Raw genomic sequence first — 25615 nt, 5'->3', positions numbered from 1 at the left:
CTTCTTAATTGAGTTGTTTTGAATCACGTAGTAAAGCCTTCATCCATGAAGGCTTTTTATTGAGTGTCAGCGACCTTTATGCCAAGGGGGGGAACACTCGACAATTAATGACATCATCGTATTATCTCACCTCTAATGTAATTTATTAGAAATAAAACTAATTACGCCTGAATATTTCTATCTTCATTTAACTCAGTGGTATCCTGTTTTGGTGCAGAGCACGGCTGGGGCTAGAATATGGGAGATAAAATGGTCGATAGCTTAGTTCAGACGAACAACTTCACCTGTTTCAAGAGAGCGATGAACGGCATCACAAATTTCTGTTGATTTAAGTCCGTCCATACCAGTTGCGAGGTAAGGTGTGCCATTAACAATCGAGTCGACAAAGTCATGAATTGGTTGGATGCCATAGCCTGAAGCTAAGCCATTACGGTAGTTGATGAAATTGTAGTTTGGGGTTGATGCTTTCTCTTCACCAAAAATTTCATATCCACGCTCTTGAGCATCAGCTCGGAAATACTTATTTTCAGTAATAATGAAGCTTCTCCCATCATTAGCTTTCGGGAAAGAGCTTGGTAAAACCCAACCTGTTTCAACTGTCCACTGGGAACCATTGTCGAACTTAAGGAACGCTTGAATACTGTCCCAAGTCTCCACGCCTTTTTCATCAAGGATACCGCGAGTTCCGATTGCATATACCTCAACCACATCGGCACCATCCATGTAGTAACGGATTTGGTCGTAGCAGTGTGAACCAAGGAAGTAAACAGGAGAGCTGTCTTTTGCCCAGTACAGCCAGTTTTCTGGTACATCAATGATGTCGTCCATCGATACGTAACCACGTACAACTTTACCCGTATCTTCTTTTTTTAGTTCGTTGTGAATATGTTGAGCCATACCATCCCAACGTTTGTGGAAATCAACACCAACTAAGACATTATGCTTTTCTGCTTCGTCTAGAATTAGGCGACATTCTTCGACATTGGTCGACAGAGGTTTCTCAACCAAAATATGTTTTCCTGCACGTACAGACTGGAGTGAGGCTTCTACATGGAATGGGTCTGGCGTTGCAATCGACACTAAATCAATATCGTGTAACTCAAACAGCTCCGTCAGCGTTTCATAACCCGGAACTCCCTCTTCTTTTTCTGTTTTAGCGCGTAACTCTGGGTTTAATTCACAAAATGCAACTAAATTGCTGTCAGGGTTATATTTGTAAGCGTTCATGTGATGGCGACCGTAGATACCAACACCGACAACGGCAACATTAATTTTTGACATATTAACTACCTCTAATTTTGAATTTTTTTAAAGTGACAACTATTTCTTTAACACCACGGTGTTTTGGATGTTTTCCATCAGATCTAAAGTTGCAACTGACATTTCTTGATTCATCACGGGGCTCTCTAATAACCCTTTCGCCAAGCATTCATGAACGTGCTGAACCTCGTAAACAAGCTCGTGCTGGCATGGGAATTCGATCTCTTCAACTTTCCCTGTGTGGAAGTGAATCGTTGCTTTACGTGCTTTCCAGTAATCCGGAATCTCGATGTAACCTCTTTCGGCATAGATAAAGGCCTTGTTAATCGCATTGACACGTGTAGAAATTTTACTCACAACTAAAATGTCATTGGGCAGCTTTAGGTTTATTACGGTTTGAACGTCCGCCCCCTGTTCTCCTAATACCGATAGGCCAGAATAGTCTTCGATCTTGCAGTCAAACAGGTGCTGGATGAGATGAAGGGAGTAACTTGCATTGCCATATAAACAGCCACCCCCAGCTTCTAGAGAACCTAGCCAGTTGTTGTAAGTCGCTGCGCAAGAGCTGGTGAGATCCAGCATATGAACTCGGCCAAGGTCGCCTTGATTGAGTCGCTGTTTGATTTGGTTAATGGTTGGCAGGAATACCACCTTTTGTGCCTCAAACATGAAGCAGTTCTTCTCTTTGGCAAGTGTAAACAGATGCTTTGTTTGAGCACTCGTCAGAGTTAAAGGCTTTTCACAGACCACGTGCTTTCCAGCGTTCAAGGCCAGTAAGCAGTTACTGTAGTGTTCACTGTTAATGCTGGCTATGTAGACAACATCAACGTCGCTATCCTCTACAAGCTCTTTGTACGAGGCATAGGCTTTAGGGATATGGAGTTCATCCGCTTTTGCTTGTGCGCGTTCTAAACCTCGAGAGGCAATTGCAACCACCTCACCTTCTGCGGTTTCACGCACAGCATTAACGAATCTTGGAACAATAGAAGCGGTACTTAAAATGCCGTATTTGACTATTTTCATCTCATCTCTCCAGCCCGTGTGGTGGGGCTTATGGCTCATTGGCGTTACCTGATGGAAAGAAGTATATGGAGAAGCGATAGTCCTATGTTGTAGCCTTTAAACACAAATCAATACTATCTCTCCAATAATGAAGATTTTTATTGGCAGTATGCAAAATATTCTGTGTATACCCGATAAAACTAGAGTTGGAGCAAGTAAGCTCAGCTGATGGTTAGCATATCCGCTGGCAGTAAATGTGGGATCCGATTGATATGGGGGGTGAAGAACTAAATAGTATAGGTGGGGATATTTATGAGTGCTTGTTGCTTAAAGCTAAGCATGCTGGGTAAAGTACTTACGAAACTCTCTGGGAGTTCGATGCCGGTACTGCTTAAACTGACGGTTAAAGTTCGACTGATTGGTATAGCCTACTTTTTCCGCGATCAAAGCGATGCTCATATCACTATTAATAAGTAAATGGCCAGCTTGACCTAAGCGATACTTTTTCAAGTGTGTTGAGAAGTTCTCTTTAAAGTGGTGTTCAAAAAGTCGATGAATCGAGGTTTGGCTTGTACATACATAATTTGCCAGTTGTTCTAGCGTGATGGGGTACATGTAGTTTTTCTCGATGAACTCACACGCTTTTTCTACTTTACGTAAGTTACTAATACTGTCTTCTACTGTTTCGATGCCGCGCGCATGGAGGCTGGTTTTGTCAGGCGTTACCACCAACTCGTTCAACACTTGAAATAGGCGGTTCAGTTGAGCTAAGGGGCTACGGTCTTTAGGTAGGCCGTCAATCAGGGCAAAGACTCGTTTAGCCACTTCTTCGGAAAACGTAATGCCTCGTTGAGCTTGTTCAAAGAGCGGAATGAGAGCTTCAAACTCAACACAATTGTCCACCAGCCCCATTATCCACTGATGGCTAAACCACAGATTATGAATATCCAAAAAGCCATCATTATCGGTTGTGCAGTGTAGCTGGTGCGACGTTTTGGGAGATAGAAGATATAGCGTATTTTGCTTGATTGGGTGCATGTCTTCTGCGACAAAGTAATATCCTTCTCCCTGTCGGCACAGTAATAGCTCATACTCCAGGTGATAGTGCCAACCAGTACTATGAGGCTGGTCGAACTGCTTGTAACGCCAAGAAAACCCAGCTCTTTTGGTTATATTTTCGACACGACTTTTCATTACTTAAATTTATTCAACATGCAGATATTAATTGTAAACCATACTCTATATTACTTTTCTGCTTACGCTGTTGGCTAGAAAAAAATCTTAACAATTAGTAAGAGTACTTGGTTGGTCTATCTAGGGTAAGTGATTACAATTAATGGCTTTTTTTGATAGCTCACATTTATCCCAAATGTTCATCTCGGTGACCGATACTTCGCAGCAGAACATCATCGTTGTAAACATTGATGTCGCCGCAATAGGGTTGGGTACGGGATCCACCTCGAATGAAATCATTAACGAGTTATTCGACAATGGGGTGTTTATTGTGGATTGAGTCCGGGTAGCTTCTATTTAACTTGCTCTCTATGTCAAGGAGAGTTAACCAGTTGATTAACTCTAGATTGGAAAGCTTTTTCAGAACAGTTGCATAAGCCGTATAGTACTGTGTCTAGTTTAAAACCCCATTGACCGTTAATTAATTTAAAAATTTGACAGATTTACGTTCAACCAAATGCACTTGAGTACTTAACCTAACACTATAATCATGGCCTTGACCGATTTCTGTTACCAGAAGGCGTACCGCAGACTTGGTCAGGGCATCAAAATTGGTCCTGATAGTGCTTAAAGGCGGCTCGGTTAATGAGGATATTTCAAGATCATCAAAGCCAATGATTGATAGTTGGGATGGTACACTAATGCCTGCGATCTTAAGACTATCCATTAATGAAATGGCAACCATGTCGCAAACACAAAAGGCAGCGGTAACACCTTCAAGCTCACCGTTGGCAATGGCATGGGGAAGGACTGCTGAAGCACCAAAGTCCATGCCTGCTTTATCAGAGGAAATAAGATCTGCCAACGTATTGTCGTTCATTATCCTTCGGGCGTATTCTTCTAAATCTAATATATGCTGTTTGGCATCAAACTCTATACCGGCATCTTCCAGTGCACGGATAAAGCCAGCTTTTCGTTCAAAAAGCGAATAGCGATAATCGGTCATAATTAGCTTGATGTTTCTGTGCCCAGCATCAAGCAAGTTTTGGGTGGCCATAAGCCCGCCCAATGTGTAGTCAGGAGATACTGAGGACGACTGGAGGCGTAAGTCTGAGCCGTTAATAATCACCATGGGGGTTCTATGAGCTTGAATGGCACTGATCACTTCTGGAGTATCTAGTCCCAGCAATAGAATGGCTTCGCGCCCTTCAACCTGGTTCGTCACCATTTCGGTGTTAGTAACATCTTTGAGAATAACTAAATCAACGGCTAAGCCGAGCCCTTTAGCTTCTTCTTTTATCTGGCCGATAAGACGGGTGTAGAAGCCTGATGACATGCCAAGGTAGTCACCCATCACTAGGGTTATTCGGCTGATTTTCATGCCTATCTGCAGTTTTGGGGCACTTTTCTTATAGCCTGTTTCTTCAAGGGCTTGCAATACCTTGTCTCTAATCTCAGGTTTAACGAACTTGCTGTTGTTGAGCACCCGTGAAATCGTACTTTTCGATACACCAGTTAACGATTCAATAGTTGAAAGCGTGACTTTTTTGGCTTTGTTCTCTACTTGCATTTTGTTCAATTCCGCATGCTGGGGAAAATATTTCCCTGTGAGCAAGAAGTTTGAACAAATTCTATGTCTCTTACCGAAAATTATCAATCTATCTCTCGTTATAAAAAAGATCATATTACGAAATCATTCTAATTTGTTGATTTTAATTGAATTTCTATTGGTGTGTCTCTTTGGGAAACTTTTCCTGGTGTGAAAAATTTCATAATGAGAAATTTATCACAGTTTGAAACGACGTTTCATTGATAACATATTTTCAATTCGCAAAGACCATAAAGAGACAAACAGGAAATTCTATGAATGCTAATCTCCGCCCCATAACCGCTTCGAATACTTCTCAACAAGTACATAGCAACCCAATTTGTTATGAGCAGGCATTACAGCAAGTTTGTAGCGCGATTATCCGCAATGTAAGAAAGGTGGGAGATAGAAATCCAAAAATAGGTGTGCCGGGAACAAATAAATATCAATTTTGCCCCCCAAGCGACTGGGTGTCCGGCTTTTGGTCTGGCCAGCTTTGGTTGGCGTACAAAGTTACTGGGGATGCGACGTTAAAAAATAGTGCTTCTATGCGACGTAGCTATTTCAAAACGTTGCTAGCTCATCCTGACTGGCTCGATCATGACTTAGGTTTCCAATTTAGTCTGACCAGTGTCGCTGAATATAAATTACTAGGAGATGAAAAATGCAAAACTTTGGCTTTGCAGGCCGCTGATGCGTTACTCAGCCGTTTTCGTCGAGTCGGTAAATATATTGTCGCGTGGAATGAAACCCATGAGCTGGGGCTGGAAAAAACCCAAGGGCGTACCATTATCGACTCGCTGCAAAATCTTGCCTTGCTGTTCTGGGCTTCTGATGTCACTTCCAATCCGGTGTATCGCGAGGCGGCTATTCAACATGCCGATACCCTCAAGAAATATATCATTCGTGACGATTACAGCACTTATCACTGTTTCCTATTCGATCCGACAACGCAGCAACCGTTGCGTGGTGAGACCTTCCAGGGGTATGCCGATGAGTCGTGCTGGGCACGCGGCCAGTCATGGGCAATTCATGCGTATGCACAAATTTTCGAACATACAGGAAATAGCGAATACCTAGAAACGGCGAAGAAGCTTGCTGATTACGCTATCGAACAGCTACCTGATGATGGTATTCCGCTTTGGGATTTCAATTTGCCAAAAGAGGAGATTCAATATCGAGACTCTTCTGCAGCGGCAATAATTGCTGCGGGTTTGTTACTGATTGCGGCTCATTGTGAAGACGGGGTAGAGCAAACACATTATCGACAAGCCGGGCTCGATATCCTAGCTGGGCTTATCAAGCAGTGTGACCTGTCTAGTGACCCCGGGGCTGAAGGCTTACTTAGTGAAGGGGCCTCTTTTGTTAAAGCAGGGCTTTGTAACAACATGCTTCCGTATGGCGATTACTATTTTGTCGAGGCACTGATGCGTGCCAATGGCTATACCGATTTTTTCTGGAAATAATCTAACTCCCCGATTTTGAAGGAATATAAAATGAAATACAAAAAACTACTTGCTGCGTTATTAATGGCATCTATGGCTTTCGGTGCACAAGCCCGTGTCTATAAGTTGGCAACGAATACCCCGGCTGACAGTCCGGCAGGTGAAGTACTGCAGGAGTTTGTTGATACGGTAAAGGAAAAAACGGATAACCGCGTCAATATCCGAGTTTACTGGAGCGGTGCACTTGGCGGGCAAACTCAGTATGTATCACAGATCCAGAGTGGGGTAATCGATATGGGTCTGCTTAATAGCGGTATGCTTGAGAACTTGCAGCCGGCTATTGGGGTAATCAACATGCCTTACGTGTTCCGTAGCTTGGATGAATACCAGATAGTAATGAGCAGTGACTATATGAATGAGGAACTGCTAGCCAAAACTAATCAGAATGGCTTTGAAGTTTTGGGCTACCTAAGTAATGGTTTTCGCAGCTTGCATACATCAACTCCGATCAATTCTATTGAAGACATTCGTGGTCTGAAAATTCGTACGATGGCAACTGATACCTATATTGAAATGTTACAAGGATTAGGTGCAATACCAGTGCCGCTGGAGTTCACGGAAACTTACACCGCATTGCAGCAAGGCATGGTTGATGGTGCTGAAGGTAGCTTAGCTGGCTTATGGGAAATCAAATTCGGTGAAGTGACTAAATACGGTATACGAACAGAGCAAACTCGACTGACCGACTTTATTGTTCTGAGTAAAAGAGCGTCGAGTAGGATGTCTGAAGATGATCTGGCCACCTTACGAAGTGAAATGAAGATTGCTTCTGAGCGTTCAATAGATGTAGTCGACACTGCCCATGCAGAATCAGAGCGACTAGCAATCGAACAAATGGGGGTTCAGATCACTGATATTGATAAACAGCCATGGATCACCGCTATGCGTCCACTTTACGAATCAGCGGCAAAAGATGCAGATAAACGTGAAGTTCTAGAACGTATCTTCGAAATTCAAGGTCGTGAACTGAATCTTTAATCTACACCCGGTATGCGTAGGGCTACTACGCATACCATTTAACTCGATGGTCACACTATGCTTAGTCATACAGAAACAATACCTAAAGAAAAACTGCCTATTCATTCATTAAGCCTAGTAATTAAATTAGAAAGATTGCTGTCAGTCTGTTTGAAAAGTTTCATTGTAACTTTGCTAGCTTCAATGAGCATCGTTATTGTCTATAGCGTTATTACTCGATATATCTTCCAATCGCCTAGCAGTTTTTCAGATGAGTTCCTCCGTTACTCCTTGATTTGGCTGGGGCTTATTGGTGCAGCGCTTTGTTTTTCCAGTGATAAGCACCTGAGCCTACCTATTTTATTTGATAAGTGTACGCCAGGGGGGCAGCGTTGGTTGATTATGATCAACAATACTTTGGTGATTGCTTTTGGTCTCATTATGATGGTTGGTGGCTATCAGGCGGTACAAAATAATGCTCTATTGATTACGCCAATGCTTAAATTATCTGTTGGTATACTTCACCTATCGGTACTGCTGTGTGGGCTGTTAATAGCAGTCAATCGTATCTTTCACACTGTGCGGGAGCTGGGTGTGAATAAACAGACCCTGTTTGAAGGGCTAACATGTTGGGCGGGGCTTATCGTCGTAACTGTAATCGTTCTATGGTTTTCTACAACCGAAACGTATGAGTGGCTAGTCTATGAGCATATTGAAGCAACGTCTACTGTAGTTCTATTTGGTGCTTTTTTTCTGTTTCTCGCACTTAATACCCCTATTGCTATTGGTTTAGCATTAGCTGGCTTATTTACACTTTCTCTACAGATTGAACCTGTTTTTTTACTCACGGTAGTTGGAGAAAAAATGTTTTCTGGTCTGGATAGCTTTGGTTTCCTTGCTCTGCCTTTTTTCATTCTTGCAGGAAATATAATGAACCAAGGTGGTATCGCCCGTCGCTTGTTAGATTTGGCCTTACTAACAGGTAAACGTATACCAGGAAATCTTTGGCAATCAAACGTTATAGCAAATATGATGTTTGGATCAGTTTCCGGCTCAGCAATTGCTGCCTCGACTGCTATCGGTGGGATCGTTTCGCCAATGGCGAAAGAAAAAAACTATGATATGGCTTTCACAACAGCTGTAAATGCAGCTTCTGCGCCAACAGGTATGTTAATTCCGCCAACTGGTGTATTTATCATGTACTCTCTGATAACTGGGGGCAGTGCCTCAATTGCTGCGCTGTTTCTAGCCGGTTATATTCCAGGGATTATGATGGGGTTGGCCGTTATGTCCGTTGCATATCTCTATGCTAAGCGGTACAACTATCCGATAGATAAAACGCCGTATACCCTCCATGAAACATCACGAGTATTCCTACGCGCATTGCCCAGTCTATTTCTAATTGTTCTGGTTATCGGTGGTATTATTGGTGGGGTATTTACTGCAATAGAAGCATCTGGGGTTGCCGTAGTATATAGCTTAGTACTGGGGTTGATGTATCGTACGCTGACTGTAAAAAAACTACTCAAAGTTATGAATGACTCGGCAATAACCTCGGCAGTCATTCTCTTTCTTATCGCTTGCTCAGGGTTAATGAGTTGGTCTATGACCTTTGCTGATATTCCCGATACTATCGGAAATATATTGGTTAGCATCAGCGATAATAAATATGTAATCCTACTGCTAATCAATATTACCCTACTGATAGTAGGTGTCTTTATGGATATGACACCTGCAATGTTGATCTTCACTCCAATTTTCTATCCCGTCGTGACAGCGTTGGGGATGAGTCCGGTGCACTTTGGAGTTCTTATGACCTACAACCTTGCGATAGGAATCGTCACCCCACCAGTAGGTACTGTCCTGTTTGTCTCTTGTAGCATAACTGAGGAAAAGATAACCAGAGTAATTAAGCCTCTTCTGCCTATTTTTCTATTACAAGTCATTGGATTGATACTAATTACTTACTTTCCGTTCTTCAGTTTATATTTACCAAGCCTGTTTGGCTTGTAATCTCAGGATACATTAAGAATGGCAAAATACGCTAAGTTTGATGAGAACCCGCTTGAATCTAAAAATGATTTTCAGAAGCTTGCTTTAGACCTTCTAGAGCCACTGATGAGAAAAATGGCAGCCCAAGGAGCAGCATTAGACCTTCACGAGGGCGCTGCAATTTTTGATATGAAGTCCTCCGCATTAGAAGGGGTCGCAAGGCCACTTTGGGGAATTATTCCATTAGAAGTCGGCGGTGGTCATTTTCCCCATTGGTGTGTTATCCACCGTGCCATCGCCGAAGGAGTCAACCCCAACCATCCACATTACTGGGGTGAAACTGGTGATCGTAACCAGCGCAGTGTCGAAATGGCAGCTATTGGTTTAATGTTGGCGTTGACCCCTGAAAAAGGCTGGGATCCATTACCCCAATCAACAAAAATTCAACTTGTTCAATGGCTGGCAAAAATACAGCAACATGAGATGCCACAAAACAACTGGTTGTTTTTTACATTACTGGTTCAGGCCGGGTTGGCAAAGGTGGGGTACGAAGATGAAGTCGATCATGATTTGAAAATAAATCACTTAGAAAAAATAAAATCTTGGTACTTAGGTGATGGCTGGTATGGCGATGGAGACGTACAAACCATAGATCATTATGGTGGCTTCGCTATGCACTACTACGGCCTTATTTACGCCTTTCTTATCGACAATCCGAATGACGAGTATGCGGAGTTATTCAGCCAACGTGCCATTGATTTTATCAAGCCCTTCGCATACTGGTTTGCTGACTCTGGGGAAGCACTGCCGCTAGGCCGCTCTCTTTGTTACCGTTTTGCCTGTGCTGGTTTTTGGGGGGGCGCTGCTATGTTGCCTCTCCAAACCGATGAAATAGCAAAAATTAAAGGGTTGTGGGCCCGGCACATTCGTTCTTGGCAATCTAATCCCATTTTTAGCGATGGCGACATACTAAGCCGTGGTTATTTATATCCAAATTTGGTAACAGCAGAATGTTATAACTCACCAACATCACCCTATTGGGCGATGAAAGCATTTTTACCTTTACTATTACCAGATGATCACGTTTTTTGGTCTGGTAGTGAAGAGGCTTATCTATATGAGTCGTCTGTTATCGCAATGCCAAGCGCTCAGTCTATCGCACAAAGAGTTAATGGCCAGAGCATTGTTCATTTTTCGGGATATATTGAGCCAAAATTTCAATTAGATAAATATAACAAATTTGCCTATTCCACTGCCTTTGGCCCTGAAATGGATGCAATAACGCAGGGTCATCGTCTTAATTTTGGTGATAATATTTTTGCGTTTAGCTTTGATGAAGGAAGTAATTGGCAAATGAGGCAAAACAATGACTCGGTCAATGTAAACAATAAACAACTTTGTGTTCAATGGACTACGGGGTCGATCACCGTTAATACGGAGATTGAAGTACATACTCAAGGCAGATGTATTCGTCGGCATAGTTTCAAACTTGAAAGACCTGCATGGGTAATAGAAAGTGGTTTTGCTGTACACCACTGGTATAGCGAACCTACAACTCATAATAAAAGTGATAGCGTTTGTGCCTCTATCCTCATTGAAGGTGAAAATGGTAAATCCAGCATAACAAGCTTGGATCTCTATGAAAAACAGACATACAGTTGTCCGCGCGTTCATTCCAATCTAATTAGCCCACGTAGTCAGGTGCCTTTTCTGCTAACAAAATTAGAGGCAGGTGAGCACATTCTAGAAAGTGAGTTCACGGCAATACCAAATATTAAAAACTAAAAATAATTGATATGGTGACTTTTCGATTAACGAACCGTTATATCGCCATATAGCTTATTTCCATATGATCGTATTTAACAGAATAGGACTTAGGTATGAACACTCGGTTATGTCTATATATATTAATACTGTTATCAATATTAACCACAGGATGTAATAGTTCGGAACAACCAATTGATGATAAGAGGGGTAATATTTCATTATATTGGACAAATTATATAAACAGCAGACAAAACGATTCCGATCTGAAAGACCCTAATTTTGAACCGCAACAAGGTTTTATTCCGCCAAACTTCTCATACGTAGGCTATCGCTGGGGGGAAGAACCACTTCCTGATAATGATAATATGGCTAGCTATAGAATCTTTGATGTAACAGAGTATGGAGCGGCTCCAAATAATGATATTAGTGATAAAGCAGCATTCAAAGCCACAGCTGAAGCGATAAAGGTTTATCAAAATGAAAACCCTGATCAAGGAGCCATTTTTTCAATTCCAGAGGGTGAGTTTATAATTAACACACAATCAGATAATGATTTAATTGACCCTGATGATATCGACCAGATTAAAAATGATCAAATTATCTTTATTGAGGGAAGCAATATTATCGTTCAGGGGGCTGGGCGCGGAAAAACAGTCCTAAAAATGGATCAGTATTTAATCCCTGAAGATGAAAGCAAAATGTGGACAACGCCTTATATATTGGTTTTGGGGACTAAGAACAGCCAAACCGCACTTTCAACCCCAATTACAAGTGATGCCATATCGAATGCTACATATAGTATTGAAGTTGAGAGCAGTGCAAATTTTTCGGTCGGTGATTTTATTGAGTTGAGTGCAAATATTAAAGATCGCACAAAAATCGAAGCCGTTGTGGCTCCTTACAAAATGGAGCGCGATAGTAATGGAGGCTATATTTGGTCAAACATCAATATATCGCTCGACTTAAAAGAGAAGCATCAAATAGCTTCAATTGACGGTAACACCTTGACCTTTAAAGAGCCAGTGGCACACATGATCGATGCTGATGATAACTGGCTAGTTAGTCATATCGAACCAGCTGTTGAAGTTGGTATTCAAGATCTCACCTTAGCAGGTAGTTGGGATGAAGAATTTGTTCACCACGGCAGTGTTGTACATGATAGTGGTTATAGCTTATTGAGGATGAACCGTATTGCGCATGGCTGGGTACAGAATGTTGAAATTATGGACTTTAATCAAGGCATTCAGGTGTACGAATCTTCAAATGTTACTGTTAAAGATGTTGAGCTGAATGGTAATCCTGGCCATATATCAGTCGCGTTTTTGTACAGTAATAATATTATAAGCAATAATATTCGTGATAATGCAGACACTTGGCATGCCCCAGGTCTATCCAAATTCTCTACGCATAATGTTCACCTTCATACACAATATTCAGCCACGAAGGCGCCGGATATCCATGGCGCTCAAGCAATCAATAATTTGTTTGATAATTTCCAAGGGGGGTGGGTTGAAGGGCATTGGGGAGCATCCCTTGCCGATCAGCCGAATCACTTACAGGGGCTGTACTTTTGGAACGCAGTCAATACAGGAGAGGCTAATCATAACTTGGAGTTTATGGATACTAAGTCGCGCTATAATCGTTTGATTATGCCCCATTTAGTCGGTTTGCATGGAAAACCGCTTGATGTGCGTAGCCAAGCTTATTACATGGAAAAGGCCAGTGTAGAAGGGTGGGCTGAATACAATGTGTTACCGCCCGAATCAGAGAAGCAAGCATACATTGAGTCATTGGGACAAGCAGTTTACCCTGAATCACTCTATGAGGCACAGTTAAATTATCGATTGAATATTGAGACTAACTAAATAATCTAATTTACTCTGTAGGGACAAATTTAATGAGCTTATGTCATAGTTAATTTTAAATGTTTGGTTTTCGCAAGCACGCTTATTTTGGATAGGTGACACTTGTTGCCAAGTGTCGCCCATCTAAGAACCTAGCGTGCAACTTTCACTGCACTAAGCCGCGTCATGAATCAACTCTTCGACTTGTGCCAAAGCTGCGTGGATGTGTATTGTTAATACGGTATAATTTATTGGCGATTGAGAAACGTCCTGCATAATATTTTCTAAATCGCCTCGAATCAGGCCAACCCCATTGGAAAGGCTTGAAAGAGAATTTAGCAGATTGCCGACCTCCTGACTTAATGTATGAAGTGAAGCCTCCATAGTTTTCACCATATTTAGTCTATTAGATAACTGCTGCGCCTTACCTGCCAACTCATTCTCCTCACCTTTAAATTTAGTGTATAAAGCCAAGGCAGTAGCCAGTCCGACAAGGCCAAACGGGCCCAGCGCTAATAAGTAATAATACTTTTTCTTAGCAGACTCCAATTCACTTCTCTTAGAGTCTAATTGGGCATTGATGCTCGCTTCTTCTTTGCGTAGTTCGCTGGTTATATTGGCAATTTTTGACACTGTGTTATCGATATTTCGTGCATGATTCTGGATATCCGTCAAAAGCGCGCTGTATTGTGTCTGGTGGGCTTCAGTGAGCCCCATTACCTGCTCTTGAAGTGGCATGATTACATTAACGGGAGCTTGTTTTTCGGCTAGCGATAGCATTTCATTAAGCTGTGGCCTTACTTTTTCAACATAAGGAACGGTACCAGATTGAATATGCTTTACATCACTAATCAGTGTATCACTGGATTGTTTGAGCTCTTGAGCAATAGTTTGGGCATCACTGGGTAAATTAGGGATGTTAACGATATGCTGTGTGACGTTTTCTATATTTGTTAGTGATTGAGATAATCTGCCGGTCATTTTGGAGTCCTTTTATCCATCTAGAGTTTGGCTCCGGAGAAGGATATCTCCGGAACCAATTAGCGCGACTATATCTACTTACGCCGCCACTTCCATTGCTTTTAACTCACGTACAGCAGCTTGTGAAGCCGTCTCGCCTTTAGGCGCATCAATCATACGGATATTGGTCATCTGACCTTTGATAATATCAATATCATGTTTAACCACTTTTAACTGTCCATCAGCCGCAGTTAAGAACAAGGTGCGGAGTGTGTCGGTAGAAATAATGCCCTTATTCAAGTTATCTGCTAAATTACCTAGGTCTCCTGAGAGTAATCCCCAAGCATTTTTCATGGAGTCTGTAGCTGTAATAGCATGGCTTAATTGACCATTTAAGCTATTAAAACCACTGTCTATTCCTTGAGCGAGTTTCAACTCATCTTGAAGTTTGTATTTTTTCTTCAGAATCGACGCTTTCTCATCAGACAAGTTGTCGATAGCAATACCTGAAGCTACGGCTCCACCAACACCAGCAGCAACAACTACGCCACCAGCTACCGCCAATGGTGCTGATGTACCAGCAGTTAAGAATGAACTGACCGTCCCTGCCACGATCATTATAGAGCCACCGACTACAGCCAACCCACTTAGCACTGCGCCAGCTATCGCTCCATCAATCTTGCTTTGAATATTATCTAAATCGTCATTTAGACTTTTAATGATGCCATTATTTCCGTTTATCACCTTGTTCATACCAACAACAGTCGTATTAAATGCCTCGGCATCGATATGGAAGTTTCTCTGTAAAGTGACCAGTCGTGAGACTACAGAATCAGCAGATTGTTGATACTTAACAGTTTCCATATAAATAGCATTCAACGCATCTAGCCACTGCTGCTTGGACGCGCCTTGGGGGATTGCTGCTGAAATGGCTTGTTGTAATGAGTAATAGTTACTCATATTAGTGATGTTCGTAATTATCATGGGTTGAACATCTTCTAAATAGGCTCTGGCATGATTTTTTGCATTACATAAACCAGTGTTTGCATTTGCTTCATATTCTTTTAAATTATCAAACCCACTTAAATCTAATTTAGGTTGCTTTAGTACACTGTTGCAATAATTCTGTACTAATAAACTTTGATTAGAAGAGGCAGCATTCGCTGAATTCATACCGTTTAGCTTTTCATTTAAATTATCGATTGCTTGAGTCATTTATATATCCTCTGCATTTAATTTAGCCATGTAATTTGGCTGATAAAGTAACTGGGGAGGGTAGAATTAAACTACTTGACTAAAACTTCCCGTTGGTAAATAAGCTCTTCTCGAACTTCCTTCCACCTTGAAGCAGCATTACGTAACTGAGATTGAAGAGATAAGGCAACAGATTGGTCGGCAATTTGTCGGGCAGCAGATGCGTAGTTAATGTAACCTTGAGTTATACCACTACTCTCACCGTCAAAAACCTGTTCCCCCCAAACCTTGGCAACTTGACTTACTGAAGTGTCTAATTTAATCAGTGAATCACAGAATAGTTTATTTTGGGTTTGAGTGACTTTTGCAAGCATCGTCGAAATACTGGCAGCTGCAAGCTTTCGATAAGCCATGGCTAATTCTTCATTGTACTTATGCAAGTTTGCTCTTGCCTCTGAAGTTTCTGCCGCCCCATCTCTAGCGCTGTTGATGGAGCTAACAGCAAAATCAGAACTTATTGGTTTGGGGGTGTCATCTCCCGTCTTTTTTTCTTTATTATTAACTTTTGATTGTTTATCTTTATTTTGGTTATCTATATCTATGCTAGTAATTGTACCAACTATAAGCTCTTTTATCCCACTGCCAACTTTATCTGAACCGTCGACAATACCCTGGATAGAGTCACGGATATTCTTTCGGAGCGTTTCTATTTGTGATGATAATAATTTCACTTCTTTGCCGAGAGATTGAATGGATAACTCTAATGCGTTGTCCAAATCTTCTGATACGGATAAAAGTTCACGTACAGAGAGTGAGACAACTTGAGCTAAGCCAGAGACCTTTATGTTTACTTCTGACGACTCATCACTTAGTGCAAGTGATCGAGCGGCAATTGCTTCTTTCATCTCATTATTAGAAGAGGCTGACGCAAAAAGTGGATTAGACGTAGTATAAAAAGAGTCTACCAAGATACAGAAATTGTCGAGCATAGATAGAGAGGTTAAGTATCGAGGTATTACACGGCTATCTAGGTCACGTGCTTTTTGCTTTAAGTTGCTTTGTAATAATTTAACTTTTGTTGCAAGGCCGATGTCCGCTGTAATATCAACATAAGCTTGCTGTTGAATCATTGCAGAGTATTTTTGGCTTAACAGTAAGTTGTCAGTGGCTAATGCATACTCTGCCAGTAAATTACCTGGGTTGATTGATGCGTTGGGTTGAGAAGTTGTCATGCTCGCTCCTTAATGGGGTCAATCCTATTCTGAGCAAAATCCAACTACCAATACTCCATTGTTTGGTATCTTAGAGACCAATTCTTTGGTAGTGCGAGATAAAGCTAGACACAACAATAATATGCAACAAGTTTGTTAGTGTGATTTTGAGACATTGAGCACATAGCTGGCTTATTGTTTGACTCAATATTATTTACCTTTGTTTGCCATGGCACACAATGAAACGTACATTACGTGAAATAGAATTTTCGAGATCACATTTATCCCAAATACTCATCCTGTCACTATTCAACCTTGGCATATAAGTCTTTATGATTGCTGAGTGTACTCATTGATTAGGACAAGGATAGCCATGAAAAACTCGTTTGATCACGCTTTACCCAATGCGCAGGGCTACTTTGGTGAATATGGCGGCAGCTTTATTCCTGAAGAGCTACAAAAAGTGATGGAAGAAATCACGGCAGCCTATGATGAATGTCGCCAAGACCCAGCGTTTCAGGAAGAGTTAGCGCGTTTATATAAACACTTTGTTGGCCGTCCAAGTCCTATTTTCCATGCTGAGAACCTGTCAGCGAAATACGGTGCGCCAATTTATCTGAAACGTGAAGATCTCAACCATACCGGCGCTCATAAGATTAATCATTGCCTTGGCGAAGCCTTGGTTGCCAAGAAAATGGGCAAGAAGAAACTTATAGCCGAAACAGGAGCAGGCCAGCATGGCGTCGCGCTCGCTACCGCTGCCGCTCTGGTTGGTTTGGAGTGCGATATCTACATGGGTGAAGTGGATATCGCCAAGGAGCACCCGAATGTCGTTCGGATGCGTATTCTTGGCGCTAATGTGATCCCTGCGACTCATGGTCGAAAAACCTTGAAAGAGGCGGTGGATTCAGCGTTTGAAGCTTACTTGAAGGATCCGATTAATCAGCTTTATGCCATTGGCTCGGTGGTTGGCCCACATCCTTTCCCGATGATGGTACGTGATTTCCAGTCGATTATCGGTAACGAAGCCCGTGTCCAGTTTAAGGAAATGACCGGAAATCTGCCACATAACTTGGTGGCCTGTGTGGGTGGCGGTTCGAATGCAATGGGGCTATTTACTGCGTTTTTAGATGATAAGGATGTCGCGATTCATGGTGTTGAGCCAGCAGGGCGGTCATTAACGGAAGTGGGTGAGCATGCGGCGACCTTGTCACTGGGTGAGCCGGGCGTAATGCATGGCTTCAAGTCCTATATGCTAAAAGACGGGCAGGGCGAGCCTCAGGAAGTCTACTCGGTCGCCAGTGGTCTGGATTATCCATCAGTAGGGCCACAGCATAGTTATCTGAAAGATATTGGCCGAGTGAACTACGGCACAGCGAATGATCATGAAGCGATCGATGCTTTCTTCGAGTTATCACGCTGTGAAGGCATTATCCCGGCCATCGAATCTGCCCATGCATTGGCTTATGCCATCAAGCTCGCTGAAAAAGGTGAAACAGGTTCAATCCTGATTAACCTATCCGGCCGCGGTGATAAAGATATCGACTTTGTGGTCGAGAATTACGGCAAGGAATATGGTATTGAATCGCTGATTTAACTTAGTGATATATACCCAAGCGACTTATTTTATTAGTGAGTAAGCCAGCGAAGTTATCGCTGGCTTTTATTTTTTTCGAGTAGATTTTGTCTGTTGCAATGAAGACTTCTATGGTTATGCTGTTGGATTAATAGAAGTACCTAAATGGAATAAGTGGGCCGTAGCCTGATTGGTTGTCGTGGTAACCAGGATGTGTGGCCATGATTAGAAGGTGATTTTTTAGGTCTTCATTGTTTTGCAATGGTGTCTTATTTCCATGCGTCAGTTTATGTTTGGCAGTAATTAGAGCTGCTAAACCAGCAACAAATGGAGTTGCCATAGATGTTCCGCTTAACTCTTTATACCCTCCGTTTATATATGTAGACCATATTCTGGAACCGGGGGCCATGACATCAACTTCTCCACCTTGGGAGGAGAAGCCTGATGGATTACCATTTATATCGTGACTAGCTACGGTGATAACACCACCATATCTGGCAGGGTAACCAATAGTATTTTGCCCCAGGCCTCCTTCATTACCAGCAGCACAAATAATAAAAACACCATGGTACAGAGCGTATTGTATTGCTTTATATAAGTCCGGATCTGATGTTGGGCCTCCAAGCGACATAGAGATGATGTCAGCTCCATTTTCGACAGCCCAGTAAATCCCTTTAGTGACCCAAGAGTTAGCTCCTTGTCCATTATTGTTCAAGACTTTTGCTATGAGTAATTCTGATTTTGGAGCAACACCTACAAAGCCAATATTATTAAGTCTTGCGCCAATAATTCCCGCACAATGAGTTCCATGTCCATTAGTATCTTCGATTCCATCACCAGTTAAATCGACGCTATCTTTTATTGCAGATTTAAGATCCGGGTGGTCGATATCGATGCCGGTATCTAATACAGCAACTTTAACCCCTTCACCCTTTGTAATCCCCCATACTCTTGGGATATCGAGAATAGAGCCAGCCCAATTAATTTGCTCTGAAGTGTGTGTCTTGAGCTTTTCCAACTTGCCTTGGTCTAAAGCTTCTCTGTGCTCTGTATACCTCGGTAATTTTAGGGGGGTAACTTCTATAGATTCGGTTTTGATTAGCGGTGGATGCTTACTCATAGTGTTCTTCTTAGAAAAATAGACATAAATGTCTAGTTATTATAGGTATAACTTTTTACTTGGTTGTCTTGTTATTGATACATCAAGGTCAACTTTATTGAATGTCATTTTGGTTAAAAAATAAGACAGGCTTGTATGAAAAATTAGCTAAATTTGAATGGGTTTATAAAGTGGTACTGTTTATGAAACTGTCAAGAGTTCAATTATCTATTAATTTGTATTTAACGGGGTTGTTTTCCTCTCTTAAACGGTTGTTTTTTCAGGGGACGGATTACTTTTCTATTAATATGACGAAAAATAGCAGTCTTAGGTTTTTGTTAAATAAGAAGGGTAAATATTCGGATGGTATGAGAGCTGCCAGTGAAAAAATACAATTAACTAATGATAAAATTAAACAGCTAAATAAAGATAGAGATGATTTGTTAAATAAAATATCATCGCAAAAGGTAATAAATGAGGTGGAGTCTAATTTAAATGAAAAGAAATTAAAGCGGATAGAGGGTGATATTAAAAGCAAAAATAAAGAGTTGGCACGGTTAGTTGATGAGAATAAAAACCTCGAAGACAATGTTAATGTTTGCAACGATATTCTAGATAAGTACACGAAAGTAAAAACAGATGAAAATGAAATTGACGAATATTCTTATTTTGTGAAAAACAATGAAAATAGAATTTTAAGCAATGTTCCGTTTTCGAATATGGATATAGTGCTTATATCTATTTCATTCGTTGCTGTTTTTACTGGTTTTTCAATTAAAAATTCATTTTTCAGGGTAGTGTTCTATGATGATTTAATGACGCACTTTCCTATTCTTTTTTTCTATTTGATTATAGTGGGAGTATTTATACATTACGTTCTAAAAGTCCTTTTTTTAAGTGATGTACAAATATATTTTTTGGAAAGGATGTATTATGATGTTTTTGGTGTTAAATCAAGAGCTAAAATTTATAAAGCTATCGTACAGGTTTTTCTTTACTCAGTTTCAATATCCTTTTTTTTCTTCATACCATTAATTGCAAATTCTAATGAAACAGTAGGTGTCTGTTATAAAAATGAAATGGATAAAACAGCATACCTACCATCTCACCCTATATATAAAACAAGAGGGTTGACTTTAGTTAATAATAGTGGTGAGAATGGAGACGGTTATCTTCTCATTAATAACAGTAGAATTTTAAACTATGGCCTTGAATCTGAATGTAATACAAACGGTAGCAAAGATGTTGTAATAGATATTACAATTGATAGTGATATACCCCCAGAACGTAGTGGTAAGAAGTATTTAAATGTTGTTGAAGAATTTTCAGAGTGTGAAGTTAATCAAGATAAAGTACTTTTTGATGCTAAGTTCTCTTTTGAGCGAGCTGAGCCTGTCATTCATACGAAATATCAGAAATCTATTGAAGGTTCCGATGAGCTTAATCCCGAGTTCAAGCCTTGGAAAGCTTCATTAGTTCGAGCTCGTAAAACCACTAGTCAAGTCCTGATATCTTTGAATGGAGAAAGTCCGGAAGAATATAAATTGCGAAATAATGATCAAGGAGAGATTGCTAGTCCAGATCATGTTTCAATAATAAAAAAAATGTCTAAAATATTCCATGATGCTTTGGAATTGTCTATTAATGACAACTCAAAAAGATTAAAACTTTTTGTGGTTGGTTTTACAGATCATCTAGGATCATCGTTGGATAACTTATCTTTAGCCGATAGAAGAATCGAATTTGCAGAAAAGGTTCTAGGTATTAAGTGTGATAAGAAATCAGATGATAACTGTGAGAATTTAAGAAGTATGATAAAGAATATATATTACTATCCAATCCCATTTTCTGAGATTAGCTATCTTCGACTTAATCCAAATGATAGCTTAACCCAACAACAGGTAAACCAAGGGCTGAGGGTAACCAGAGTATTGCTTTGCAAATGAGGATTGTTCAGTTGAGTTGTAAGTTATGCTGATATGAGGTTGTTGCATACCTTACTTTCCTATAGGTTCTCCTACATTGTAGGGGGACCTTTCATTGTCACAAATTCCATAACACTGATTATTGCGAGCCAGTCAGCTTTTGTTGACCTTGAAAACGCTATTTTAAATAAAGATTTGCTAGGGTTATTGAAAGCAGTAAGAACGTTAAGGATATAGCAACATGGAAATGGATTGGGTTAATGGTATTTTGAGGTTTGATTCCTTTTTTGCCGTCACCATTGGGATTTTGGTGCTGTTCGTAGGTCGCCAGCTCAATAATGTGTTCAAGCCGCTCAAAGAGTTCAGCATCCCTGAACCGGTTACGGGCGGTATTTTGTTTTCTGTATTGATTGCAATTGTTTACAGCGTGTCTGATATCGCCATTGAGTTTGATTTGGTCGCCCGTGATGTATTGTTGGTGTACTTCTTCACCACAATAGGCATCAATGCCAGCTTGAAAGATCTTCTCAAAGGTGGTTTACCGCTGGTCATACTTTTGGCTATCACCATCGCTTATATGATGGTGCAGAACTTTACCGGGATTGGTGTGGCAAAAGCCTTTGGCCTTGATACTCCGGTGGGTATGTTAGGTGGCAGTGTTTCGCTAATTGGTGGTCATGGTACAGCCATCGCTTGGGCACCACGAATTTCTGAAGGGTTCGGTATCAGTAATGCCATGGAAATCGGGGTAGCCTGTGCCACCTTTGGTCTCATCCTGGCGAGCTTAATGGGGGGACCTATTGCCAAGTTTCTTATTACCCGCCATGATCTTAAACCAGAGAAAAAAGAAGCGCTTGATGTGGGGGTCACGGACGATAAATCAAATGGCCATATCACAGGGTTTGATTTTCTCGATGCCATTTTATCCATTCATATCTGTGTGATTCTGGGCTATATACTCAACGAGTCGATTGCCGAGATGGGCTTGCAATTGCCGCTGTTCGTCACTTGCCTGTTTGCCGGTATTGTGATGACCAATATTGTGCACAATATCGGTTTTCGTCGTATTACAGGTACCCGTTGGCCAGCAAGAAAACCTGCAATAGCTCTGATTGCCGATATTGCCTTGGGGACTTTCTTGGCGATGTCGTTGATGAGTATGCAGCTATGGACCCTGATTGATTTGGCTGGGCCGATTTTCGCTATTCTTGCTGCGCAGTTTATCGTTGCTGTATTGATCAATATCTTTATTGTTTTCCCTGCGATGGGGAAAAATTACGATGCAGCGGTGATCTGCTCAGGATTCGGCGGGATTTCGTTAGGATCAACACCGACGGCGATGGCCAATATGTCAGCGGTCTCCCAGCGGTACGGTAATTCCCATCTTGCCTTTATTATTGTGCCTTTGGTGTGCGCGTTTTTTATCGACTTGGTCAACGCTCTGATGATCCCGTACTTCTTGGCGAATTTCTAAGGTTAAATAAGCTTTCAATTTAGAAGCAGCCACCCAGCCCATAGTGGGCTGGGTGGCTGTTATTGTTGATACTCTCTAACTAAACCCGCATAGTCATTAATACTCAGGGGTTTACTATGCAAATAACCTTGGCTGAAATCTATTTCAAGCTGGCGTAAGAAATTCAATTGCTGCTGGGTCTCTACCCCCTCGGCCACGATGCTGAGCCCCATGGATTTGGCGATGCTAACAATGTGATTGATAAGGCTCTGTTTGAGCGATGGCGTTTCTGCTCCCCACACAAAGCTTTTGTCAATTTTCAAGGTGTCGACGCTTAGCTCCCGTAAGCCTTCTAAGTTAGAGAAGCCAGTGCCGAAGTCATCGATAGCCACGTTAAATCCAAGGCCCCTTAACTGGCGAACGCCTTCTTGGAGTTCAGAAAGGTTACTGATCTGTTGTTCGGTCAATTCTATAGTGAAGAGCGAATAGGATTTTACTGGCAGATGCTGGCACAAAGTACGTATTAGGTGGCCTGATGCAATATCATCAGGAAATGCATTGATTGCGACTCGGTATTTACCGAGTAGGTTTGCACTTGATAGCTCCTTGATACATTTTGTCACGACCAAGGTAGTCAGCTCTCGTGTCTGGTTATTTTGTTCGATGGCATGGAAAAACTGATCGGGCCAAAGCACTTCGCCTTTTGCATTGCTCCAACGGCAAAGTACCTCACAGCCGACCAATGATAAGTCGTTCATCTTGAAGATGGGCTGGTAGTTTAATGTTAATTGCTCGTTTGTCAGGCCGACACGCACTTGACGGGAGAGGCTGTACAACCATGCATGCAAGCGGGTCGAGTAAATGGTTGTCAGCATAAGTATGGTTATGACGAGCATCGATATAATGAAAGTGATATTTCGTTCACTTTCAAAATACTGTTGGATATCGATGGCAATCACTTTGCATTCGGAATTTGTCTTATTGCTACAGCTTTTCGAAAGCCAATGGCCAGATTCGTACCACTGTCGCCCAGACGGGTGTAGGGTGTGGTCGGTGAGCTGGAAGCCTCCTGTGCCATAGCTGTACGTGGTTTTGCCGTTGACCAAGCCATATACGCGGTACTTCAACCAAGGAAATTCAGTTTGGCTTTCCCCGCGTTGGTAATCAAGGAAGGCTAAAAAATCCCCTTTTTGTACAGTGTGACCGGTTCTATCACCGCCAAAAATAGGTATGTCTTGGTCCAAAATAACCTTCACTCCATTGTCGGTGATCCAGTTTGGCTTTTTTAGCGCTAACGGAGAGGATAGTGTGCCCATGTTTGTTGTGCAGATGATCTTGTTATTTTTAACCAAGGCAAAATTTGTCAGGTTTTTTGCTTTAAAATCTGACTTTTGCATTTCTACGATCAGTGCGCTGTTACATGTTTTTGTACTGGACGGCAGCAAGTTTAGTGGCTCTAAATGCGTTGTAATGTCGTGGTTAAACCCTTCAGACATTGCATCTATTTGTTTTGCGGTTGAATCAAAGTCATTCTGCCAGCTTCGAATGACCGACAAGGCAATGAGAGGTATGACGATGGCCAGTATTATCAGCCAACTGAGTAATACAAAATAAGGCTCTTTGATATGGCTAGGCCCCTTAAGTCGTCCCACTGTTATTTCCTCTCAATAGAAGCGCATTATTAAAGCGGGGGATCATAAGTGCTGTGAATGTTTTGTCTATGGATATTTCGGATATATTGATAAAAGGTGTGCAAACAAAGACTCCAAACTTTTTTATCGAGAAAAATGATTGGAGGGAGCGTCAGAGGGTGAATATGACTTCTAGGAGGTTGTTGTCTTAGCCGTAAAAATAATGTTTTCTTAATTGTCATCTATATTTCAATCTATTGAGGGTGTTAGGGATATCTTTTATGCGCGCCATGTCGGCAAGCTGCTGTTATAGGTTGAGCTTGGCTTTATTGCCATTCGCTTTTTTGGCTATGGGGACGTTCACTCGCCCAGTGATAGCCGAGGAAGGTGCAAGTGGTCACTATCAGCCTGGTAGCCTGTCATCAAGGATAAATAAAATCCCGCCCAGTAAATCGGTCAATGCCTATGTCGATTTGAGTGAGTATGACGGAAGCTCCTTGAGCGGGCTTTCAATGCCGCTGGCCGGCTTGGTGTTCACTGATGTCGATGTTAAAGCCCAGACGTCATCTTTGAACCTGATCTGGAATCCGGGCATTGAATTGAAAGGTGGCTGGCAGTACGCAATGGCTATTGCTTTGCCGTATAGTTCGGTAGACGTTTCTGCGATTAGACCCAATGATGCTGAAGGGCATCGCCAGCGAGACAAAGACAGTGGCCTTGGTGACATCATGGTTTCACCTTTGATGCTCGCTTACGCCATATCCAAATATTGGCAGTCGGAGTTGCATTTTAATATATATGCCCCGACGGGGAGCTTCGAGGCAGGCAAACTGGCTAATGTCGGCAAGAATTATTGGAGCTTTTCTCCTGTTGCTTGGCTGCAATATATTGAGCCGGTAACCGGACAGGAGTTTACGCTATCGGCTGGGATTGACTGGAATAGCAAAAATGATGATACCGACTATCAGAGTGGTACTCAGATCCATATCGACTCCACGGTGATCCAATATGTACCGCTGCTATGGGGGTTCACGGGACTTGGCTTGTCTGGATACTGGTACCAACAGATTAGCGCTGACTCTGGAAATGGTGCGGTACTCGGCGGTTTCAAGGCCAAAGCCGTTGGGCTAGGGCCTGTATTGAGCTACCAAACAAAATGGTCTGGGCGATCTGTTCGTGCCGAGCTAAAGTGGATCAATGAGCTGGAAGCTCGAAACCGTCCTGAAGGCGATATGATTTCGTTGAAGTTTTCTGCTCAGTTTTAGGTTTTTTATCTACTTAGCGCGCTGAGTTGCTTACCATGACACGCTGGTGAAAAATGTGTATCACATCTAAGACATATCAAGTATTAGAGTCCTAAAAGTATTCGCAATCACTAAGCTGTGAGTATTATACCCAAGTTACCTCAAGGTGCAGGATTCAGAGGGTTGTCAGCCCCTTCAATCCAAGGCGAAGGTTTGCAGGAATGGCAGTCCCTT

General features: G+C 41.8%; 19 protein-coding genes and 1 pseudogene. 11 read left to right on the top strand and 9 right to left on the bottom strand.

Annotated elements, in window-relative coordinates:
- Positions 1 to 261: 261 nt before the first annotated feature.
- From L4D79_RS06975 to L4D79_RS06965, 3 genes are all read right to left on the bottom strand, one after another.
- On the bottom strand, positions 262 to 1281 hold the full coding sequence (locus L4D79_RS06975) for a Gfo/Idh/MocA family protein (RefSeq protein WP_428649189.1): 1020 nt from the start codon (positions 1279 to 1281) through the stop codon (positions 262 to 264).
- Between the two features lie 39 nt (positions 1282 to 1320).
- On the bottom strand, positions 1321 to 2283 hold the full coding sequence (locus L4D79_RS06970) for a Gfo/Idh/MocA family protein (RefSeq protein WP_428649186.1): 963 nt from the start codon (positions 2281 to 2283) through the stop codon (positions 1321 to 1323).
- A gap of 312 nt (positions 2284 to 2595) precedes the next feature.
- Entirely contained in the window at positions 2596 to 3456 is an 861-nt protein-coding gene (locus L4D79_RS06965; RefSeq protein ID WP_428649183.1) for a helix-turn-helix transcriptional regulator, read from the bottom strand.
- 142 nt (positions 3457 to 3598) lie between these two features.
- Between L4D79_RS06965 and L4D79_RS06960 the strand changes: the two genes are divergently transcribed.
- Complete coding sequence (locus tag L4D79_RS06960; protein WP_428649180.1) at positions 3599 to 3775, top strand: hypothetical protein; 177 nt, start codon at positions 3599 to 3601, stop codon at positions 3773 to 3775.
- Positions 3776 to 3916: 141 nt separating this feature from the next.
- Here L4D79_RS06960 and L4D79_RS06955 read toward each other — a convergent pair whose 3' ends face one another.
- Positions 3917 to 5119, bottom strand: coding sequence for a LacI family DNA-binding transcriptional regulator (locus L4D79_RS06955; RefSeq protein WP_428649177.1), 1203 nt, complete (start codon positions 5117 to 5119; stop codon positions 3917 to 3919).
- Between the two features lie 179 nt (positions 5120 to 5298).
- Between L4D79_RS06955 and L4D79_RS06950 the strand changes: the two genes are divergently transcribed.
- From L4D79_RS06950 to L4D79_RS06925, 6 genes and pseudogenes are all read left to right on the top strand, one after another.
- Positions 5299 to 6489: a glycoside hydrolase family 88 protein gene (locus L4D79_RS06950; protein WP_428649175.1), complete on the top strand. Its 1191-nt coding sequence runs from the start codon at positions 5299 to 5301 to the stop codon at positions 6487 to 6489.
- 30 nt (positions 6490 to 6519) lie between these two features.
- Entirely contained in the window at positions 6520 to 7506 is a 987-nt protein-coding gene (dctP, locus tag L4D79_RS06945) for a TRAP transporter substrate-binding protein DctP (protein WP_428649172.1), read from the top strand.
- Between the two features lie 57 nt (positions 7507 to 7563).
- Positions 7564 to 8058: pseudogene (locus L4D79_RS06940) on the top strand (TRAP transporter small permease); the annotation flags it as partial.
- Positions 8059 to 8196: 138 nt separating this feature from the next.
- Positions 8197 to 9498 (top strand): TRAP transporter large permease, encoded by a 1302-nt coding sequence (locus tag L4D79_RS06935; protein ID WP_428651735.1) that lies wholly within the window; start codon positions 8197 to 8199, stop codon positions 9496 to 9498.
- Positions 9499 to 9516: 18 nt separating this feature from the next.
- A complete protein-coding gene (locus tag L4D79_RS06930) occupies positions 9517 to 11262 on the top strand; it encodes a DUF2264 domain-containing protein (RefSeq protein ID WP_428649169.1) in 1746 nt (581 codons plus the stop codon).
- Positions 11263 to 11357: 95 nt separating this feature from the next.
- A complete protein-coding gene (locus L4D79_RS06925; RefSeq protein WP_428649166.1) occupies positions 11358 to 13109 on the top strand; it encodes a DUF4955 domain-containing protein in 1752 nt (583 codons plus the stop codon).
- A gap of 153 nt (positions 13110 to 13262) precedes the next feature.
- On the opposite strand, the gene L4D79_RS06920 is transcribed toward L4D79_RS06925, so the two are convergent.
- From L4D79_RS06920 to L4D79_RS06910, 3 genes are all read right to left on the bottom strand, one after another.
- On the bottom strand, positions 13263 to 14069 hold the full coding sequence (locus L4D79_RS06920; protein ID WP_428649163.1) for a hypothetical protein: 807 nt from the start codon (positions 14067 to 14069) through the stop codon (positions 13263 to 13265).
- A gap of 78 nt (positions 14070 to 14147) precedes the next feature.
- Positions 14148 to 15263 (bottom strand): HBL/NHE enterotoxin family protein, encoded by a 1116-nt coding sequence (locus L4D79_RS06915; protein ID WP_428649161.1) that lies wholly within the window; start codon positions 15261 to 15263, stop codon positions 14148 to 14150.
- Between the two features lie 71 nt (positions 15264 to 15334).
- Positions 15335 to 16474: a hypothetical protein gene (locus tag L4D79_RS06910; RefSeq protein ID WP_428649158.1), complete on the bottom strand. Its 1140-nt coding sequence runs from the start codon at positions 16472 to 16474 to the stop codon at positions 15335 to 15337.
- Between the two features lie 352 nt (positions 16475 to 16826).
- On the opposite strand from L4D79_RS06910, the gene trpB reads away from it, so the two are divergent.
- Complete coding sequence (trpB, locus tag L4D79_RS06905; RefSeq protein ID WP_428649156.1) at positions 16827 to 18050, top strand: tryptophan synthase subunit beta; 1224 nt, start codon at positions 16827 to 16829, stop codon at positions 18048 to 18050.
- A 127-nt stretch (positions 18051 to 18177) separates the two neighbouring features.
- Here trpB and L4D79_RS06900 read toward each other — a convergent pair whose 3' ends face one another.
- Positions 18178 to 19149 carry a S8 family peptidase gene (locus L4D79_RS06900; RefSeq protein ID WP_428649153.1) on the bottom strand — a complete coding sequence of 324 codons (972 nt, stop codon included), beginning with the start codon at positions 19147 to 19149 and terminating at the stop codon, positions 18178 to 18180.
- Positions 19150 to 19250: 101 nt separating this feature from the next.
- Between L4D79_RS06900 and L4D79_RS06895 the strand changes: the two genes are divergently transcribed.
- A complete protein-coding gene (locus L4D79_RS06895) occupies positions 19251 to 21074 on the top strand; it encodes a coiled-coil domain-containing protein (protein ID WP_428649150.1) in 1824 nt (607 codons plus the stop codon).
- A 226-nt stretch (positions 21075 to 21300) separates the two neighbouring features.
- Positions 21301 to 22527, top strand: coding sequence for a sodium/glutamate symporter (gene gltS / locus L4D79_RS06890; protein WP_428651733.1), 1227 nt, complete (start codon positions 21301 to 21303; stop codon positions 22525 to 22527).
- 59 nt (positions 22528 to 22586) lie between these two features.
- Here gltS and L4D79_RS06885 read toward each other — a convergent pair whose 3' ends face one another.
- Positions 22587 to 24158 (bottom strand): EAL domain-containing protein, encoded by a 1572-nt coding sequence (locus L4D79_RS06885; protein WP_428649147.1) that lies wholly within the window; start codon positions 24156 to 24158, stop codon positions 22587 to 22589.
- Positions 24159 to 24418: 260 nt separating this feature from the next.
- Between L4D79_RS06885 and L4D79_RS06880 the strand changes: the two genes are divergently transcribed.
- Positions 24419 to 25402: a SphA family protein gene (locus L4D79_RS06880; RefSeq protein WP_428649144.1), complete on the top strand. Its 984-nt coding sequence runs from the start codon at positions 24419 to 24421 to the stop codon at positions 25400 to 25402.
- Positions 25403 to 25615: the final 213 nt, after the last annotated feature.

This window comes from Photobacterium satsumensis (assembly GCF_050336935.1).
Taxonomy (GTDB): domain Bacteria; phylum Pseudomonadota; class Gammaproteobacteria; order Enterobacterales; family Vibrionaceae; genus Photobacterium; species Photobacterium satsumensis.
Note: the sequence above shows the minus strand (reverse complement) of the source record. Positions and strands in the feature narration are given on the sequence as shown.

Bases quoted from the DNA above. Each gene is read 5' to 3' on its own strand.
- L4D79_RS06895 (WP_428649150.1), top strand. From the start codon at position 19,251: ATGTCATTTTGGTTAAAAAATAAGACAGGCTTGTATGAAAAATTAGCT.
- dctP (WP_428649172.1), top strand. From the start codon at position 6,520: ATGAAATACAAAAAACTACTTGCTGCGTTATTAATGGCATCTATGGCT.
- L4D79_RS06965 (WP_428649183.1), bottom strand. From the start codon at position 3,456: ATGAAAAGTCGTGTCGAAAATATAACCAAAAGAGCTGGGTTTTCTTGG.
- L4D79_RS06915 (WP_428649161.1), bottom strand. From the start codon at position 15,263: ATGACTCAAGCAATCGATAATTTAAATGAAAAGCTAAACGGTATGAAT.
- L4D79_RS06920 (WP_428649163.1), bottom strand. From the start codon at position 14,069: ATGACCGGCAGATTATCTCAATCACTAACAAATATAGAAAACGTCACA.
- L4D79_RS06950 (WP_428649175.1), top strand. From the start codon at position 5,299: ATGAATGCTAATCTCCGCCCCATAACCGCTTCGAATACTTCTCAACAA.
- L4D79_RS06925 (WP_428649166.1), top strand. From the start codon at position 11,358: ATGAACACTCGGTTATGTCTATATATATTAATACTGTTATCAATATTA.
- L4D79_RS06960 (WP_428649180.1), top strand. From the start codon at position 3,599: ATGGCTTTTTTTGATAGCTCACATTTATCCCAAATGTTCATCTCGGTG.
- L4D79_RS06910 (WP_428649158.1), bottom strand. From the start codon at position 16,474: ATGACAACTTCTCAACCCAACGCATCAATCAACCCAGGTAATTTACTG.
- L4D79_RS06955 (WP_428649177.1), bottom strand. From the start codon at position 5,119: ATGATCTTTTTTATAACGAGAGATAGATTGATAATTTTCGGTAAGAGA.
- L4D79_RS06970 (WP_428649186.1), bottom strand. From the start codon at position 2,283: ATGAAAATAGTCAAATACGGCATTTTAAGTACCGCTTCTATTGTTCCA.
- L4D79_RS06975 (WP_428649189.1), bottom strand. From the start codon at position 1,281: ATGTCAAAAATTAATGTTGCCGTTGTCGGTGTTGGTATCTACGGTCGC.
- L4D79_RS06930 (WP_428649169.1), top strand. From the start codon at position 9,517: ATGGCAAAATACGCTAAGTTTGATGAGAACCCGCTTGAATCTAAAAAT.
- trpB (WP_428649156.1), top strand. From the start codon at position 16,827: ATGAAAAACTCGTTTGATCACGCTTTACCCAATGCGCAGGGCTACTTT.
- gltS (WP_428651733.1), top strand. From the start codon at position 21,301: ATGGATTGGGTTAATGGTATTTTGAGGTTTGATTCCTTTTTTGCCGTC.
- L4D79_RS06900 (WP_428649153.1), bottom strand. From the start codon at position 19,149: ATGAGTAAGCATCCACCGCTAATCAAAACCGAATCTATAGAAGTTACC.
- L4D79_RS06880 (WP_428649144.1), top strand. From the start codon at position 24,419: ATGCGCGCCATGTCGGCAAGCTGCTGTTATAGGTTGAGCTTGGCTTTA.